This is a genomic window from Bifidobacterium sp. SO4 (assembly GCF_018555355.1).
Lineage (GTDB): Bacteria > Actinomycetota > Actinomycetes > Actinomycetales > Bifidobacteriaceae > Bifidobacterium > Bifidobacterium miconisargentati.
The window spans coordinates 169,991-186,465 of record NZ_JAFEJP010000003.1 but is presented as its reverse complement, the minus strand read 5'-3'; the positions used below and the strand labels follow the sequence as shown (position 1 = coordinate 186,465).

General features: G+C 65.7%; 13 protein-coding genes. 8 read left to right on the top strand and 5 right to left on the bottom strand.

Translation table 11 applies throughout. The features are described from left to right. Window positions 1-133: 133 nt before the first annotated feature. The 3 genes from JS536_RS03835 to JS536_RS03825 form a co-directional block, all read right to left on the bottom strand. Window positions 134-1,198: a hypothetical protein gene (locus JS536_RS03835; RefSeq protein WP_214355820.1), complete on the bottom strand. Its 1,065-nt coding sequence runs from the start codon at window positions 1,196-1,198 to the stop codon at window positions 134-136. Between the two features lie 121 nt (window positions 1,199-1,319). Continuing rightward, the gene (locus JS536_RS03830; protein ID WP_214355819.1) at window positions 1,320-2,018 is read right to left on the bottom strand and encodes a nitroreductase family protein; all 699 of its coding nucleotides are present in this window, start codon (window positions 2,016-2,018) and stop codon (window positions 1,320-1,322) included. A 100-nt stretch (window positions 2,019-2,118) separates the two neighbouring features. Then, window positions 2,119-3,054 (bottom strand): DMT family transporter, encoded by a 936-nt coding sequence (locus JS536_RS03825; protein ID WP_214304955.1) that lies wholly within the window; start codon window positions 3,052-3,054, stop codon window positions 2,119-2,121. A 178-nt stretch (window positions 3,055-3,232) separates the two neighbouring features. Between JS536_RS03825 and JS536_RS03820 the strand changes: the two genes are divergently transcribed. Further along, the gene (locus tag JS536_RS03820; RefSeq protein WP_214304954.1) at window positions 3,233-3,637 is read left to right on the top strand and encodes a pyridoxamine 5'-phosphate oxidase family protein; all 405 of its coding nucleotides are present in this window, start codon (window positions 3,233-3,235) and stop codon (window positions 3,635-3,637) included. Window positions 3,638-3,819: 182 nt separating this feature from the next. Here the strand turns inward: JS536_RS03820 and JS536_RS03815 are convergent, their stop codons facing one another. Beyond that, window positions 3,820-5,145, bottom strand: a complete 1,326-nt coding sequence (locus tag JS536_RS03815; protein ID WP_214355875.1) for an SAM-dependent methyltransferase — start codon at window positions 5,143-5,145, stop codon at window positions 3,820-3,822. 103 nt (window positions 5,146-5,248) lie between these two features. Between JS536_RS03815 and JS536_RS03810 the strand changes: the two genes are divergently transcribed. The 6 genes from JS536_RS03810 to JS536_RS03785 all read left to right on the top strand — a co-directional run bounded on the left by JS536_RS03810 (window position 5,249) and on the right by JS536_RS03785 (window position 14,284). Then, the gene (locus JS536_RS03810; protein WP_214355818.1) at window positions 5,249-6,097 is read left to right on the top strand and encodes a histidine phosphatase family protein; all 849 of its coding nucleotides are present in this window, start codon (window positions 5,249-5,251) and stop codon (window positions 6,095-6,097) included. Between the two features lie 120 nt (window positions 6,098-6,217). Then, a complete protein-coding gene (locus JS536_RS03805) occupies window positions 6,218-7,168 on the top strand; it encodes a magnesium transporter CorA family protein (protein ID WP_214304952.1) in 951 nt (316 codons plus the stop codon). 9 nt (window positions 7,169-7,177) lie between these two features. Beyond that, complete coding sequence (locus JS536_RS03800; RefSeq protein ID WP_214355817.1) at window positions 7,178-8,158, top strand: glutamate ABC transporter substrate-binding protein; 981 nt, start codon at window positions 7,178-7,180, stop codon at window positions 8,156-8,158. Between the two features lie 41 nt (window positions 8,159-8,199). After that, window positions 8,200-11,163 carry a leucine--tRNA ligase gene (gene leuS / locus JS536_RS03795; RefSeq protein ID WP_214355816.1) on the top strand — a complete coding sequence of 988 codons (2,964 nt, stop codon included), beginning with the start codon at window positions 8,200-8,202 and terminating at the stop codon, window positions 11,161-11,163. Window positions 11,164-11,333: 170 nt separating this feature from the next. Further along, window positions 11,334-12,308, top strand: coding sequence for a helix-hairpin-helix domain-containing protein (locus tag JS536_RS11785; protein WP_240544238.1), 975 nt, complete (start codon window positions 11,334-11,336; stop codon window positions 12,306-12,308). Next, a complete protein-coding gene (locus tag JS536_RS03785; protein WP_214355815.1) occupies window positions 12,308-14,284 on the top strand; it encodes a ComEC/Rec2 family competence protein in 1,977 nt (658 codons plus the stop codon). The genes JS536_RS11785 and JS536_RS03785 overlap by 1 nt, the downstream gene beginning before the upstream one ends. A 32-nt stretch (window positions 14,285-14,316) precedes the next feature. On the opposite strand, the gene JS536_RS03780 is transcribed toward JS536_RS03785, so the two are convergent. After that, the gene (locus tag JS536_RS03780) at window positions 14,317-14,847 is read right to left on the bottom strand and encodes a peroxiredoxin (protein WP_214355814.1); all 531 of its coding nucleotides are present in this window, start codon (window positions 14,845-14,847) and stop codon (window positions 14,317-14,319) included. Window positions 14,848-15,106: 259 nt separating this feature from the next. On the opposite strand from JS536_RS03780, the gene JS536_RS03775 reads away from it, so the two are divergent. After that, on the top strand, window positions 15,107-16,465 hold the full coding sequence (locus JS536_RS03775; RefSeq protein ID WP_214355813.1) for an amidohydrolase family protein: 1,359 nt from the start codon (window positions 15,107-15,109) through the stop codon (window positions 16,463-16,465). Window positions 16,466-16,475: the final 10 nt, after the last annotated feature.

Below are 16,475 nucleotides of genomic sequence, written 5' to 3'. Positions count from 1 at the left end.
AGCTCCCCTGACAAGGGGAGCCCGAGATAGGAGAGCATGCCAATTTGGCTTGACAAAGCCAATGGAAAAGCCCGCCGGATCGTTGGATCCGACGGGCCTGATGAGTGCCGTATCGTTTGGCTTCCGCGGCGTCTCAGCCGATGGCCTTGATGCCGGTGCCGCTGTCGCTGCCGGTGTTCGAGGACGTGCCGGAACCGGAACCCGTGCTGCCGGACGTGGAGCCGGTCGAGGAATCGGTGGATCCCGTGGTGCCGGAGTTCGTGCCGGAATCGGTGGTGCCCGAGTCGGTCGAGCCGCTGTCCGTACCCGTGGATCCGCTGTTGGTGCCGGATTCGGTCGACCCGTTCGTGCCGGTGGATCCGCTGTTCGTGCCGGAGTTCGTGCCGTTGGACTCGGTCGAGCCGTCGGTGTTGGTCGACTCGGAGGAGTCGGTGCCGTCGGTCGAATCGGTGGATGTGGAATCCTTGGAGCTGTCCGTGCCCTGCTGGTTCGTGGAATCGTTGGGCGGGGTGGGCAGGTTCGTCTGCGTGTCGGTATCGGTGTCCGTGTCGGTCGGCGTGGTGACGGTCGGCGTGCTCCAGTCGCGCACCACGCTGTCCGTGCCCTGGCCGCGGGTGAGCAGCATCACGACACCGGCGCTGATCGCGACGGCCAGCAGGCCGGAGACCAGCGTGACGATGACGGCCATGCGCTTGGGATTGCGCGGCTTGCGCGCGCGACGCAGCTCGGCCACCGAATAGGTGCGTCCGGATTCGCGGTTGGAGATGATCTCGCGCGGCTTGCGCGCGGCGGCCTCGATGCCGGAGACCGTACGGGTCCGGTCGTCGGTATCCTTGGATTCGTCCGAATCGGCGCCGGCCTTACCGTCTTCGCCGGATTCGTTGTGCTGTCCGGCATCTTCGGTGGATTCGCCGGACTTATCGGACGCCTGTTCGGCGGGTTCGTCGGCCGTTTGCTCATCGGACTGGCCGGAGTCGTCGGCATTGCCGACGCCGCTGACGGCCTGCAGCTTCTCGCCGGATGCCGTCAACACGTTCTTGTAGATGTTCGTGGCCACGGAGGACACGATGTAACTGATTGCAGCGCCGATCACGGAACCGGCGAGACCGATCTTCGCTGACAACAGGAACGAGGTGACGGCCGCAAGGGTGCCTGCCACGATCGAGGAGAGGGAAAGACCTTGGAAAAACTTCTTCACAATGATGAACCTAGACGTTTCCGCTCCAAAGTTGCTGAAGGCTCGATGAAAGCAACGGAATGCTTACACGAGACCTTCAAAACCTTCACAATCGGTATGAAAATGCCCGGATGAGCGGGGCTCATGCCCACACGAAATCGGCGTCGGCTGCCGCGAGCTCGAAATGCAGCTTGGCGATGCCCAGGCCGATTTCGGCCTGCACGCCCTCCAACGTCTCGGCCTTCACCGTATGCCCGTCGGCCAGCAGCGTGAAACGGAACGGTTGCTTGCCCAAGGCGCTCGGAGCCAGCATCGCGGCCTCGATGCCATGACGGAACCAGGCGGGGGCGTCGGCGTACGACCCCTGTTCCACGGCGGTCAGCTCCTCGGCGGGCTTGCTGCGATGCGGGCGTCCCGGACGGGCGCCATGGCCGAGCGTGATGGCCGCGGGCATGCGTCCGCCTTCGCCGAGCGTCCACTTGCCGTCATGCGCATCCGTCTCATGCAGGACCACCCAGGAGGTATCCAACCCGAGCGTCACGGCCGTGAGCGCCAGCAGTTCGCCGGCATGGCCCGCGCGTTCGTCCAGGTCGGCGGTGCCGTCGGCCGCATCCCTGCCGATCAGGGCGATGAGATTGCGCACGTTCCTGAATCGCCCGTAATGAGTCGGGCATCCGCCGAACGCATCCGGCACGTCGTGAATCAGCTGGATGTTCAGGCCGTGCGCCGCGTTCGCCTCGCCGATGGCGGTCTCGAGCGCGGTGATCTGATCGGCGGTCAGCGGCTCGTCGGTGTAGTTGCGCACCGCATGGCGTTCTTCCATGGCCTCAAGCAGATTCATGACAGTCCTTTTCATACATTGCCTATACGGATGCCCTCATGCGGGCGGATTCGTGCGGTTCCATACTAGCCGCGACCGGCCATGCGATGACGGCCGGCAATCAGTTGCGGTGCAGCGAGTGCTTCGTCGGTTTGATCACGGACATGAGCACGGCCGCGAAGATCAGCGCGAAGCCCACCAGCGAGCTCCACATGATGCGTTCGCCCCAGAACAGCGCGGAGAACGAGACCGCGAACAGGCTTTCGGTGCACATGATGATCGAGGCCTGGGAGGCCGGCACATGCGCCAATCCGATGTTCTGCATGATCTGCGCGCTCATCGTGGCGCCGAGGAACAGGTACAGCACGCTGGCCACCACCGAGGGCGCCAGCCAACCGGCGTTCGGCATCGGCTCGGTGAGCAGCGCGCCGACCAGGAACAGGACGCCCGCCACGCCGAACTGCACGAACGTCACGGCGATCGGGTCGAACCGCTTGGTGTACACGCCCAGGCACGTCAGGTTGAAGGAGAAGATGATGGCGGTGGCGATGGTCAGCCAGTCGCCGGTGCTCAGGGACAGCGACCCGCCGGGTTTCAGGGAGACGAAGCCCACGCCGACCAGACAGATCACGCCGGCCACCAGGTTGATGGCCTTCGGGCGCGTCTTCGAGACGATCCATGTGGCGAACGGCGTCAGCACGCAGTAGGCGGCGGTCAGGAACGCGCTGCGGCCCGGTTCGATGGTCTGCAGGCCGATGGTCTGCGTGACCATCGTGCCCCAATATGTCAGGCCCACCACCAGCGCCGGCACGATGATCTTCGGCGTCAGATACGGCACGATGTGCTTGTGGAACAGGGCCAGCATGCACAGGCATGCGCCGATCATGCGCAGTCCCATGAGCCACTGCGGGGGAATCGCCTCCATGGCGAACTTGGCCAGCAGATAGCTGCCGCCCCACAGCGCCGCGCAGGCCAGCAGCATCAGACGGGCGAGATTCGGCGGAAACGAGCGTGACCAACGGCTGCGCAACGAGCTGAAACGGTCGGTCAATCCCATAATGCACCTCAAGATCTCTCGGATTTCTCGCCTCATAAGGGTACGGTGACGGCCGGTCAAAAACCGGTAGGACGCGCGGGCGTACGTGAGCATACTCACAGCGAACATCCGGCCGTGTCCGGCGGTATTCGACTAGGCTGGTACCGTCGGCAAAACGTTGCAAGAAAGGACCTGCACCATGGCAGTCATCACCCCGGAAATCAAGGAATTCATCGAGAACAACCTCGGCTGGGTCTCCACCATCTCCAAGGACGGCGAGCTGGACCTCGGTCCGAAGATGTCCCTGTTCGTGCTGGACGACACGCATATCGCCTACCATGAGCGCACCGCCGGCCAGGCCTACGAGAACCTCAAGAACGGCTCCCCGCTGGTCGTGGCCTTCGCCAACCTCGCCGAGAAGAAGGGCTACCGCTTCCGCGGCACCGTGACCCTGCACTCCGACGACGCCATCTACGAGGCCCAGGTCAAGGTGGCCGAGGAGAAGGGCACCAAGAAGCCGGCCGTGATCCCGGTCCTCGAGGTCACCGAGATCCAGGATCTCGCCTCCGGCCCGAACGCCGGCAAGACCATCGCCAAGGACTGATTGATTGAAAGGCATTCGGCGGTTGGCTCGTCGAATGTTCGTGGCTCTGCCGTATCGGCATTGGGTATCCGTTCCTGAGGGACTACCCCTCAGTCGGCTTCGCCGCCAGCTCCCCTGACAAGGGGAGCCGAGAAAGGAACGGATGGCACCGGTGTCAACGCGGCAGAGCCTTATTCGTTTCGTCAGGCCTTGATCGTGCGGAGGACGATGTGGCGGCCGGATCGGTCCGTGGTGGCGAACAGGTAGGTGTCGCCGCCGTCCTTGAGCTTGAGCTTCCTGCGCAGTTGGGCCACGGGCATCGGGAAGTTGCGCACGGCGATGTTGGCGTGCGTGAGCCCCTCCAGCAGCGACTTCAGTTCGCGCTTGTTCATGGTGGCCGTCCCCTCGATGCGGAACGAACGGCCCGGGAATCCCTTCACCGGCTCCGCCGAGACGAACAGGTGGCTGTTCGGGCCGACGGCCATGACGCCGAACCGTCGCTCCAGCACGTCGAAGCAGCCGGCCTTCATGATCGAGGCGTTCGGCTCGTGCAGATAGCGGCCCTGATCGGCGGCGATAACATCATCGCCATCGGAGGAGTGCTGCGATACCGCGGACGGGCCCGTCGCCATGGCGGCATCATCACTGACGTTCCCGTCGTCCCCGTCCCGGTACGCCAGCTCCTGGCCGTCGTTGACGCAGACCACCAGCGGATCGTCGCACCGGTCGCGCGTGAGCACCAGCAGCAGCTCCTTGCATTCGTTGCCCGTGGAGACGATGTGCACCTCGGCCACCGCGCCCGCGAAATCGACCACGGTCTTATGCCAGTCGAGCATGGGGGAGAGCTTGACCATCACCACCGGGGCCTTGCCCAGCAATCGCTCCCTGAGCGCGAGCACGTCCGGGGTGCAGTCGGCTATCGCATAGGTGCGTGCGCCGTGATCGTCGCGCCGGGCCGGGTCGAGGAAGATCATCGAAGCCGACGGCAGCGAATCCAGGACCTCGACGGAATCACCGTTGACGACATCGGCATGGGCGAGCCCGAGCAGCGGAAGGTTATGGCGGGCGATATCGCAGAGGTTCGGCTGCCGTTCCACATAGGTGGCCCGGTCGAACACTCGGGCCATATACGAGAAGTCCACGCCGAACCCGCCGGTCAGGTCGATGAGCGAGGTCCGACACGGTTCATTGGTGGAACGGGAGCCGTCGGCCTGGGCGGGGGAGACGGTGCCATCGCCCGCGGCCGGCCGCGCGCCATGGCCGACGACGAGACGGGCGGCCAGTCGCGCTTTGTACCCTGCGGTGAACTGCGACGAGCACTGCTCCATCGGCACTTGCGGCGGGAAGACGAGCCCGTCGACCGCCGCCCAGTCGGGCAGCTTCACGCGCGCCCGCTGCCATCCGGCGATCTGCTCCAGCGCGAACGTCACATCCACGCCGTCCCCGCGCCTGGCATGCAGGGCCAGGTCGCGCACGTCCTCGGTACGGTGGGCGGCGATGAACGCCCGGGTCTGCTCGTTGATTTCCACGTACGCCATTGTAGGGTACGCCATTGCGGGGGAGGGCGCGTCTCCATGGCTCGTGGTGAGATGGAACGAGCGTTACCATCCCGGCAACCGGAAGGCAGGGAACATGATCGACGAAGTGATGATGCTGCGCCACGGACGTACGCAATACAACCTCGAACACCGTCTGCAGGGGCAGATCGACGTGCCGCTCGACATCGTGGGCCAATGGCAGGCCGACCAGACCGGATATGCGCTCGCCTCGCGCTACTACTGGGCCAAGGTGAGCCGGCTGGCCGCCGATCCCGAAGCCATCGCCCAGCCGGGTCCTGAGGCCGCCGAACGCAGCGACGTACGCCAATGGCAGGAGGCGCCCGCCGCCGCCCGGCGCATGGTCATCCACTCCTCGGACCTGTTCCGCGCCCAGCAGACCGCCCACGCCTTCGCCGACCTGATGGGCCTCGACGTCACTCTCGACCCGCGGCTGCGTGAACGCAGCTTCGGACAATGGGAGGGCCTGACCCGCGCCGAAATCAAGGCGCAGGACGCCGAAGCCTACGCCTCATGGAAACGGCACACCGGAGGGGAGACCCGGTACGGCGTGGAAAGCCGCGCGCAGGTGGGCGAACGCGGGGCCCGGGCGGTGCGCGACATCATCGCCGCGGAGGACGCGACCTCGGGCGACACCCCCACCACGCTGATGATCGTGGGCCACGGATCGTGGATCACCGCAACCATCGGCACGCTGCTGGGCCTCGACCCGGACGGCATGAACGCGCTCGGCGGCATGCGCAACGCCTGCTGGTGCCGGCTCAAGGTGCGCCACACCGTCAACGGACGAACCGTGGACGAGCCATTGTTCGAACTGGAGGAATACAACAAGGCGCCCGCCATCGCGGACACCGCCGACTGGGAAAACGGCCCGGCGGACCTGCGCGGCCCCCATACGCCCGACTGGCGGCCCATCGTCTGGTAGCCATCCCGGCGGCCGCGCCATGCCGAACCGCAAATTCGCCCGGTGGGTCTAGACTTATCTCGGTTTGACACCGTACAGCGATAGAACACTGGAAAGCGCGAAAGGCGGGTGAGCAACGTCATGCTGAGAATCTTCAGCTCGATCAACGGCCAAGTGGAGCAAATCGAAAAACCGGAGAACGGTTCCTGGCTCTGCCTGAGCGAACCCACCGACGTGGAACTCGCCACCGTGGCCTCCCAGACCGGCATCGACCTGGCCGACCTGCGCGCCCCCCTGGATGACGAGGAACGCTCGCGCGTGGACGTCGAGGACGACTACACGATGATCATCGTCGACATCCCCACCGTGGAGGAGCGCGGCGGACGCGACTGGTACGAGACCATCCCGTTGTCGATCATCGTGACCGAAAACCTCATCATCACCGTCTGCATGCAGGACACGCCCGTGCTCCACCCGTTCATGGAAGGCACGATCCGCGGCTTCAACACGTACATGCGATCCCGCTTCATCCTGCAGATCCTCTACCGCAACGCCACGATGTACCTGCGCTACCTGCGCATCATCGACCGCGAAAGCGACAAGCTCGAACTCAAACTCCGCCACTCCATGCAGAACCGCGAGATCGTGATGCTCATGGAACTGAGCAAGACCTTGGTGTACTTCACCACCTCGTTGAAATCGAACGAGATCGTGATGGAGAAGCTCACCACCCTGCAACGCATCAAGCAGTACCCGGACGACGAGGACCTGCTCGACGACGTCATCACCGAGAACAAGCAGGCCATCGAGATGGCCAACATCTACAGCGGCGTTCTCGCGAACATGACCGACGCCTTCGCCTCGATCGTGTCCAACAACCTGAACAACGTGATGCGCATCTTCACCATCATCTCCATCACGCTGTCGATCCCCACGCTCATCTTCTCCATGTACGGCATGAACTTCCAGGAAGGCATGCTCGGCATGCCCCTGAGCGACAAGCCGTGGGGCTTCGTGGCCATCATCCTGATCTCCGTGGCGCTGTCCGCGGTGGTCACCTGGTTCCTCACCCGCTCCCGCATGTTCAAGTAGGACGCGCTCATGCCGCAGTACGTTCCCGACCGCCGCGCGTCCACGCCGCCGGAACCGTCCGCGTCGCCCGTGCGGCGGCGGGCCACCTGCCGGTCCGCGTGGCGGGCCCGTCGGCTCAAGCGCGCGACGGCCGCCGTCATCGCCGCGCTCGCCCCGGCACTGGCGCTCGCCGGCTGCGGTCAGGTGCGCGTGACCACGGTGTCCGGCGCCCCCGAAGGACCGACCATCGCCATCGGCGTGGCGGCCGACGAGCCGGCCATCGGCGCATGGCATGACGGCGCGTACGAGGGATTCGACGTGACCGTGGCCAAATACGTGGCCGCCAAGCTCGGCTACGCGAACAAGCAGATCGTCTTCAAACAGGTCCGCCCCGAGAACCGCGCCTCCATGCTGGACAACGGCCAGGTGGACATGGTGGTGGCCTCCTGGCCCGTGACCGATGAGTCCAGGCAGCAAGCCGACTTCGCCGGGCCATACCTGGAGACCGGCGTGGGACTGCTGGTCAGGGCCAACGAACGCGCCACGTTCGGTACGGCGGGCGGCGATGCGGGCGACGGCATCGGCGACGATCTCGCCGACCGCACCATCTGCACCGTCAAAGGCGACGAGACCGCGGCGATCTTCCGCTCCAGCCATCCCAAGGCCGCGCTGCAGGAGCGCGACAGCTATGCGCAATGCGTCACCGCACTGCAGGTGGGCTCCGCCGACGCCATCGCCTCCGACATGGCCGTGCTCTCCGGACTGCGTTCCGCCAACGGCCCGCAATACATGGCCGTGCTCGAGGATCGCGGTACGGTGCGCTACGGCATCGCCGTGGGCAAAGGTACCCCGCAGCTCGCGCAGAAGATCGCCGAAGCTCTCGAGGACATGGTCGAGGACGGCTCCATGGCCGCCGCGCAGGACACGCTCAGGGAGCGCACCGGGCTGGAAGCGACCCTCGTGGGCGATCCCGAAGCCATCGTCTCGGATGCTGACTCGGAGGCCGACTGAGGCGTGCGGCGTGTCCAGTTGCGCGGCTACCTTGCTTGTTTATGAGTGACAACGAGAAGAGCACGCAAACCGAAGAGCCCGACTTCCGCTACAACGCCGCGCTGGCGCAGGACATCGAGAACAAGTGGCAGAAGTACTGGGACGAGCACGGCACCTTCTGGGCCGCCAACGTCAACGGTGATCTGAAGGACGGCAACGGCCGCAACGCCGAGGGCCGCACCGCCTACTTCGCCATGGACATGTTCCCCTACCCGTCCGGCAAGGGCCTGCACGTGGGCCACCCGCTGGGCTACCTGGCCTCCGACGTGGTGAGCCGCTACCACCGCATGAAGGGCGAGAACGTGCTGCACGCCATGGGCTACGACGCCTTCGGTCTGCCCGCCGAGCAGTACGCCGTGCAGACCGGCCAGCACCCGCGCATCACCACCGAGCAGAACATCGCCAACATGTCCCGCCAGCTGCACCGCATGGGCCTGAGCTTCGACAACCGCCGCACCTTCGCCACCATCGACCCCGGCTACGTGCGTTGGACCCAGTGGATCTTCTCGCGCATCTACGAATCCTGGTACGACGAGGACGCCACCAACCCGTCCGGCACCAAGGGTTCCGCACGCCCGATCAGCGAGCTCGTCGCCAAGTTCGAGAACGGCGAGAAGGCCATCCCCGGCCATGAGCACGACGGCAAGGCCTGGGCCGACCTCACGGAGGCCGAGCAGCAGGACATCCTCAACGACTTCCGTCTGGCCTACATCTCCAAGTCCCCGGTCAACTGGTGCCCGGGCCTAGGCACGGTGCTCGCCAACGAGGAGGTCACCGCCGAAGGCAAGTCCGAGCGCGGCAACTTCCCGGTCTTCCAGCGCGAGCTGCGCCAGTGGTCCATGCGCATCACCAAGTACGGCCACCGCCTCATCGAGGATCTCGACGGCATCAACTGGCCCGAGAAGGTCAAGCTCATGCAGCGCAACTGGATCGGCGAATCCCACGGCGCCTCCGTGCACTTCGAGGTCGAGACCCCGGCCGGCGCCAAGGACATGGAGATCTACACCACCCGTCCCGATACCCTGTTCGGCACCACCTTCGCCGTGGTCTCCCCGGAGCACCACCTGCTCGAGGACGTGCCCGCCGAATGGCCGGCCGAGACCCCGGAGGCCTGGAAGGGCGGCTATGCCGCCCCGGCCGAGGGCGTGAAGGCCTACCGTCTGGCCGCCGAATCCAAGACCGCCAAGGACCGCGTGGACGAAGCCGGTGAGAAGACCGGCCTGTTCACCGGCCTGTACGCCACCAACCCGATCACCGGCGTCAAGCTCCCGCTGTTCACCGCCGATTACGTGCTTATGGACTACGGCACCGGCGCCATCATGGCCGTGCCGGGCGGCGACCAGCGCGATTACGACTTCGCCGTCAAGTTCGGTCTGCCGGTCATCTACACCGTCCAGCCGCTGCCCGAATCCGGCGACTCCCTGGACAACTACGAGGGCAAGGCCCCGTTCGTCTCCCATGACGGCATCGTGATCAACTCCGAAGTCGAGGCCACCAAGGCCAAGGGCGACGCGCTGTCCCTCAACGGCCTCAGGGTGGACGACGCCATCGCCAAGGTGAACGAGTGGCTCGAATCCGCCGGCGTGGGCAAGGGCACCGTGTCCTACCGTCTGCGCGACTGGCTGTTCTCCCGCCAGCGTTACTGGGGCGAGCCCTTCCCGATTGTCTACGGCGAGGACGGCACCCCGCACCTGCTGCCGGATTCCGCGCTGCCCATCAACCTGCCGGACGTGCCGGACTACGAGCCGCGCACCTTCGACCCGATGGACGCCGAATCCAACCCGGAAGCCCCGCTCAGCCGCAACGAGGACTGGGTCAAGGTCACGCTCGACCTGGGCGACGGTCCGAAGACCTACTACCGCGACACCAACACCATGCCGAACTGGGCCGGCTCCTGCTGGTACTACATGCGCTACATCGACCCGACCGACACGGCCCACATGGTCGAGAAGGACGAGTTCGACTACTGGATGGGTCCGAACCACAACAAGTACTCCGGTGACGAAGGCGGCGTGGACCTGTACATCGGCGGCGTGGAGCACGCCGTGCTGCACCTGCTGTACTCCCGCTTCTGGCATAAGATCCTCTTCGACCTGGGCTACGTGGACTCCGCCGAGCCGTTCCACAAGCTGTTCAACCAGGGCATGATCCAGGCCTACGCCTACACCGACGACCGCGGCCAGTACGTGCCGGCCGACGAAGTGGTGGAAGGCCCGGCCGGCCCCGACGGCGAGCCGACGTTCACCTGGAACGGCGAGCACGCCAACCGCGAGTTCGGCAAGATGGGCAAGTCCCTCAAGAACATCGTGACCCCGGACTACATGTACGAGAACTACGGCGCCGACACGTTCCGCCTCTATGAGATGAGCATGGGCCCGCTGGACGAGTCCCGCCCGTGGAACACGCGCAACGTGGTCGGCGGCATGCGCTTCCTGCAGCGTCTGTGGCGCAACGTGATCGACGAGACCACCGGCGAGGCGCACGTCTCCGAGGACACCCCGGACGAGAAGACCCTCAAGCTCCTCAACAACACGATCGCCGAGGTGACCGAGGAGATGGAGGGCATGCGCCCGAACACCGCCATCGCCAAGCTCATCGTGCTCAACAACCACCTGACCTCCCTGACGCCCGTGCCGCGCGCCGCAGTGGAGCCGCTGATCCTCATGCTCGCGCCGATCGCCCCGCACATCTGCGAGGAGATGTGGTCCAAGCTCGGCCACACCGAATCCCTGTCCGCGGCCCCGTGGCCGGTGGCCGACGAACGCTACGTGGGCCACGACACCGTGACCGCCGTGGTGCAGATCAAGGGCAAGGTGCGCGCCAAGCTCGAGGTGCCGGTCGACATCGACCCGGCCGACCTGGAGAAGCAGGCCCTCGAAGCCGTGGCCTCCCGCCTCGGCGGCAAGGAACCGCGCAAGGTGATCGTCAAGGCCCCGAAGATCGTCTCCATCGTCCCCGCCGAATAAATCCCCTTGTTTCTGGCTCCCCTCACTGAGGGGAGCTGTCGGCATGGCCGACTGAGGGGAGCCGCGGAGCAGCAGATTCGCAGCTGCTGGTTGTTTCGCCACTCGCCAAGCTGGAACCACATACTCCGTTCCGGCTGGACAAACGCCCATGAATCCTCCAGCGTGGATTCATGGGCGTTTCTCGTATTTCCAAGCATGTTTCCAGGACAAGAACCAGCAGGCCCGATGCCGGGAGCCGCGGCGTCGGTTCCGGCCCGGCACAGGCCGCCGGCCGTCTACGCGATCTCCACGGTCCGCCGCACGCCGACAGCCGCGTTGCTCCCGAACGGGTGCTGCGCACACGGCCCGCCATCGTGCCCGAATGGGACCGTCATGCCGCTCCCTCGCACGTGGTGCTGGCGAAGAAGCGGACATCGTCCCCGCAACGATGGCGTGACACCAGTGTTGGTGCGCCGCCTCCGCCGCCCGGACATGCGCGTATCCGGGCGTTGCCGTCACCTTCCGGCGCCCGGGGCGCGAAGAAGCCGCTCTCCGAACTGATCGGCGTGCGCCCGTCCGACGCCGCGGGCGAAACATCACGGCGCAAACGCGACAAGCCCCGCCTTGTCTTCACCGTCAATCAGGCCCTGGTGGTGATTCTGCTGCTCATCGCCGCGCTCGGCGTGAGCTTGACGATGCTGGTGCAGCAGTCGATGAACCTCGCGGCGTTGTCCGGCGGCGTGGACACCACGCGAGTCGCCGGCAATGACGTGTCGGGGGAGGACGGCGCATCATCTCCCGGAGAACAAGGGAAATCACAGGGGGATACATCGGACAACGAAAACAATGGCGGCGATGATGCCGCAAACGGCGTATCGGCACATCCGAACGATTCCGATATACCGGAAACATCGGGTCTCGATACCGGTGGGGGAACCGAGGTCGATCCATCGCAGGCGTCCTCGGACGACGGCCGCATCGATCTCAACGCCGCCACTTCCGAACAATTGCAGACCATCAACGGCATCGGGCCGGTCACCGCCGAACGCATCATCGAACATCGCAAGGCCATCGGCCGGTTCGTGTCCGTGGACCAGTTGCTCGACGTGAAGGGCATCGGTTCCAAGACGCTGGAGAAGATTCGCGATCAGGTGAAGGTGGGCTGATGGATTGGATGCTGCGCGAACAGGGCAGTCGTGATTGGCGTCTGCTGCCGGTTGCCCTGACCATGTGGGCCGCCAGCCTTGCCGCCCATCTCCTTTTCGACCGGTGGAGCGCGGCGGCGGAATCCATGGCATCCGGCATGGTCGGCGGGGTCGGCGCATCCGTCAATGGCAGTGGCGAAGCGATTCGTAATGCGGGTATGACGCCGTCGCTCGGGAATACGGGAGCCGCCGTCGCAGGCGTGGCGGTGCGCGCCATGTCGGTGGCCATCGCCGTGCTGCTGCTGGCAATGCTGGGCGTCGCACTCCGCTCGAGGATCCGATGGTCGGGTACGGTGGCCGTATGCCTCGCGGTGGCGTGCATCGGTGGCATCACCGCGACGGCTTCGGACATCATGGCCTGGCGTGACCCGGCTTCGATATGGGCGCGGACTTATGGCCGGACCACGCAGGTGAGCGCCACCGTCACCGCGCCCGTGGTGGCCTCCGACCAACGGGAATACGACTGTCAGGCGGATGCGCGGCTGGACGGCATCATCGCCGGGAATCTCGCCATGGACGTGCCTTCCGCACGGAACGGGACGGCGACGGCCGCGAACGTTGGCGCCCATACCGACGATGCTGCCGGGCTGCCGGGCACGATGCTCAAATCCAATGCGAAGGTTCGCGTCTACGCCGAGGAACGGTATTGCGCGAAACTCAACAGGGGAGCGGTCTACCATCTGACCGGCACCCTTGAGCAGGCCGAATACGGTCGCATGCCGCTCTGGCTGCTGATCGAAGGCGAGGAACCGGTCATCCGGGTAAAAGGGCCGCCTTGGCATCGTGCGGCGGTGGAACACATGCAGCGGTCGTTCTTCCATGTCACCGAACGGCTGTCCGACCAAGGGCGCGTGCTGGTCCCCGGACTCACCATGGGCGTGCTCGGGCAGGATTACGTGAACGTGACGACGGATTCGACCGGCGGTGCGACGACCGGGGAAACGGGGATGGAACATCGTACGGCGGCCGTCAACGAAACCTACGCCAACACCTTGGAGGACCGGTTCCGGCGCTCCGGCATCATGCATCTCATGGCCGTCTCGGGCGGGCATTTCGTGCTGCTCGCTGACATGGTGCGCCGGCTGTGCATGCGGTTCCTCGTCGGCCGGAAGCTCAGTGCGTCCCTGATGGCGTTCGTATACGTGCTGCTCGCCCTGCTCATGTTCCCCGGCGATTCGGTCACCCGCGCCCTCGTCATGGGACTGCTGGGCGCCGCCGCATACGGCATCGGACGGCGAACGCAATCATTGAGCGCCCTGAGCTGGACGGTGATCGGCGTGCTCGTCCTCGACCCTGATATGTCGCAAAGCTACGGGTTCGCGCTCTCCTCGGCCGCGGTGCTCGGCATCGTGCTGTTCGCCGGCGTTTTGGGTGGGATCCTCGTCAAGCTGCTGCCGGAGTCCATCGCGCAGATGACGGCGATGACCGTGGGTGCGCAGGCGTTCACGCTGCCGATCCAGATACTGATGGAACCGGAACTCCCATTGTTGTCCGTGCCGGCGAACCTGCTGGTCTCGCCGTTCGTGGGCTTCGCCACCGTCACCGGACTCATGGCGTTGGCCTGCGCATGGTGCGTGCCATGGCTGGCTGGCATGCTCGCGTGGGTCGCCTCGCTCGGCACGCTGGTCATGGAACGGGTGGCGATGCGGCTCGGCGGCGGCGAGTGGACCGCGTTGCCTTGGCCGGACGGCGTGACGGGAGCCCTGCTAATGTTGCTGGCGGAATGTGGTCTTGCCATGATCGCGGTGATGACAGCCCGGTTCGTCCGCTACCGTCTCACGCAGGATACGGGGCTGGGAGTGAATGCGAATGCAAGCACCGCCTTGGAACCGGACATGGACGGCGTGCCCGGCGAACGGTTCGGCTCCGCACGCCGCGTCCGCATGACCCTGTGGTGGCAGGAGACCCTCCGGCTTCTCCATCCCGCCAAAGACTAGGTGCTCCAACCCCTCGCGATTGGGCGGAGGCGTCAGCCCAACTTCTTCAGCAGCGATTCCACATGCCCCTTGGCGCGCACGTTGTAACGGGCGAGTTCGATGGTCCCGTCCGCGTCGATGGCGAATGTGGAACGCAGCACGCCCACATGCGTCTTGCCATACAGCTTCTTCTCGCCGTATGCCGCATACAGTTTGTGCACGGCCAGATCTGAGTCGGACAGCAGCGGGAAGGACAGGCCGTCGCGCTCGCGGAAACGCTGCAGTTTGGCCAGCGGATCCTTGGAGACGCCGAGCACCGTGTAGCCGAGCGCGCCCAGACGGGCCATGTTGTCGCGGAAGTCGCAGGCTTCGGTGGTACAGCCGGGCGTCATCGCCGCCGGATAGAAGTACAGGATCACTTTCTGCCCGGCGGCCGTCAGCTCGGACAACGTGACCGTCCCCTCCGTGCCGTCCGGCTCAACGGCAGGCAGGATGAAGTCCGGTGCGGCCTGTCCCGGCTCAAGGCGGGCGGGCAGTTCGGTTTCGTTGACGTTCGCGGATTCGGTATCGCTCATACCGCCCATCGTACTTCCTCTGCCCGAGGCCATCGGTCCGGAGGCCATCGGCGTACGCGACGGCGACACGGACAAGCGGGAATCGAAGGGAACCATTCGTATCATGAGCCCCGTGGGCCGGCTGTCTTCAACGAGGCGTAGTCCGGCATGCGCGCCGAATGGTACGGCAAGTAAAGAGGGTGCGCGAGGTGCGGGCGTCGCGTCGCCGAGTCCCGCGCGTCGGACGCTACAGTGGAACGTGACAGTCGGCCGGACAAAGGAGCAGGTCATGAAGTTCTCACGTAAGTTCCCGTACAATCCACTCGTCGAACCGTTCGCGCTGGCCCACGTGCGCGTCGTCACGGGGGACGGGGCCGGCACCGTGCGCAACAACATGACCATCCTGGTGGGTGCGAACGGCCGCATCGAACAGGTGGCGCCCAGCATCGAGACCAGCATCCCCGAGGAATACCATTACCTGGACGGCACCGGCAAAACCGTGATGCCAGGCCTGATCAACCTGCACACGCATCTGTTCGCCCAAGGCAAGCCGCTCGACCCGCGTCTGGCCACGCCCCAGGGCCAGCGCATGGTCTCCCGATTCGTGCATTCGCCGCTCGGCAGGCCGTACCTGGATACGACGGTCAAGACCAATGCCGAAACGCTGCTGGAATCCGGCGTCACCACGATCCGTACGCTCGGCGACGTGAGCTATGAGGTGGCGTCCCTGCGCGACCGCATCAAGGCGGGGGAGACGCCGGGGCCGCGCATCCTGGCCTCCGGTCCGCTGCTGGCGATCCCCGAAGGCCATGGCGCGCCGTTGATCGCATTGACCAGCTCGACGCCCGAGGAGGCCAGAAAGACCGCCGCCGAGAGCATCGCGCGCGGCGTGGACGTGTTGAAGATCGCGGCCACCGGAGGCGTGACCGACGCGCAGAAAGTCGGCGAGGCCGGCAGCCCGCAGATGAGCGTGGAGCAGATGCGCGCGATCTGCGACGAGGCGCACACGCACGGTATCATCGTGGCCGCGCACGCGCAAAGCCCCGAAGGCGTACGCCGCGCGCTCGCCGCCGGTGTGGACACCATCGAACACGGCAGCGTATTGGACGATGAGCTGATCGCGCTGTTCCGCCATAATCCGAACGCCCTACGCGGCTATTCCGCGCTGGTGCCGACGCTGTCCGCCGGACTGCCGCTGACGCTGATCGGGCAGGACAGGACCGGCATCACGGACATCCAACTGGAGAACTCCAGAACCGTGGTGGAGGGCATGGTCACGGGCGCCCGGCAGGCGCGCGAGGCCGGGCTTGTGGTCGGCGTGGGCACGGACACGGGCATGACGTTCGTGCCGCAGTACGCCACATGGCGCGAACTGGAGCTTCTGGTGCGGTTCGCCGGATTCACGCCCGCCGAGGCGATCCATGCCGCCACGCAGACGAACGCGCGCATACTGGGCGTCGACGGCGTGACCGGTGCGCTGGAGCCGGGCAAGTCCGCCGACCTGCTGGTGCTTGGGGACAATCCGCTGAAGGACCTGCATGCACTGGACCATCCGGTGTGGGTGGTCGCCGCGGGCCATCCGGTCTGGCGGCCGAGCCCGCGGCATTTCCCCGACATCGACGCCCTGCTCGATGAGGCATACGACTGACGACATGAAT

Bases quoted from the DNA above. Each gene is read 5' to 3' on its own strand.
- JS536_RS03830 (WP_214355819.1), bottom strand. From the start codon at position 2,018: ATGAATCTGCTTGAGGCCATGGAAGAACGCCATGCGGTGCGCAACTAC.
- JS536_RS03825 (WP_214304955.1), bottom strand. From the start codon at position 3,054: ATGGGATTGACCGACCGTTTCAGCTCGTTGCGCAGCCGTTGGTCACGC.
- JS536_RS03820 (WP_214304954.1), top strand. From the start codon at position 3,233: ATGGCAGTCATCACCCCGGAAATCAAGGAATTCATCGAGAACAACCTC.
- JS536_RS03810 (WP_214355818.1), top strand. From the start codon at position 5,249: ATGATCGACGAAGTGATGATGCTGCGCCACGGACGTACGCAATACAAC.
- JS536_RS03805 (WP_214304952.1), top strand. From the start codon at position 6,218: ATGCTGAGAATCTTCAGCTCGATCAACGGCCAAGTGGAGCAAATCGAA.
- JS536_RS03800 (WP_214355817.1), top strand. From the start codon at position 7,178: ATGCCGCAGTACGTTCCCGACCGCCGCGCGTCCACGCCGCCGGAACCG.
- leuS (WP_214355816.1), top strand. From the start codon at position 8,200: ATGAGTGACAACGAGAAGAGCACGCAAACCGAAGAGCCCGACTTCCGC.
- JS536_RS11785 (WP_240544238.1), top strand. From the start codon at position 11,334: ATGGGCGTTTCTCGTATTTCCAAGCATGTTTCCAGGACAAGAACCAGC.
- JS536_RS03785 (WP_214355815.1), top strand. From the start codon at position 12,308: ATGGATTGGATGCTGCGCGAACAGGGCAGTCGTGATTGGCGTCTGCTG.
- JS536_RS03780 (WP_214355814.1), bottom strand. From the start codon at position 14,847: ATGGGCGGTATGAGCGATACCGAATCCGCGAACGTCAACGAAACCGAA.
- JS536_RS03775 (WP_214355813.1), top strand. From the start codon at position 15,107: ATGAAGTTCTCACGTAAGTTCCCGTACAATCCACTCGTCGAACCGTTC.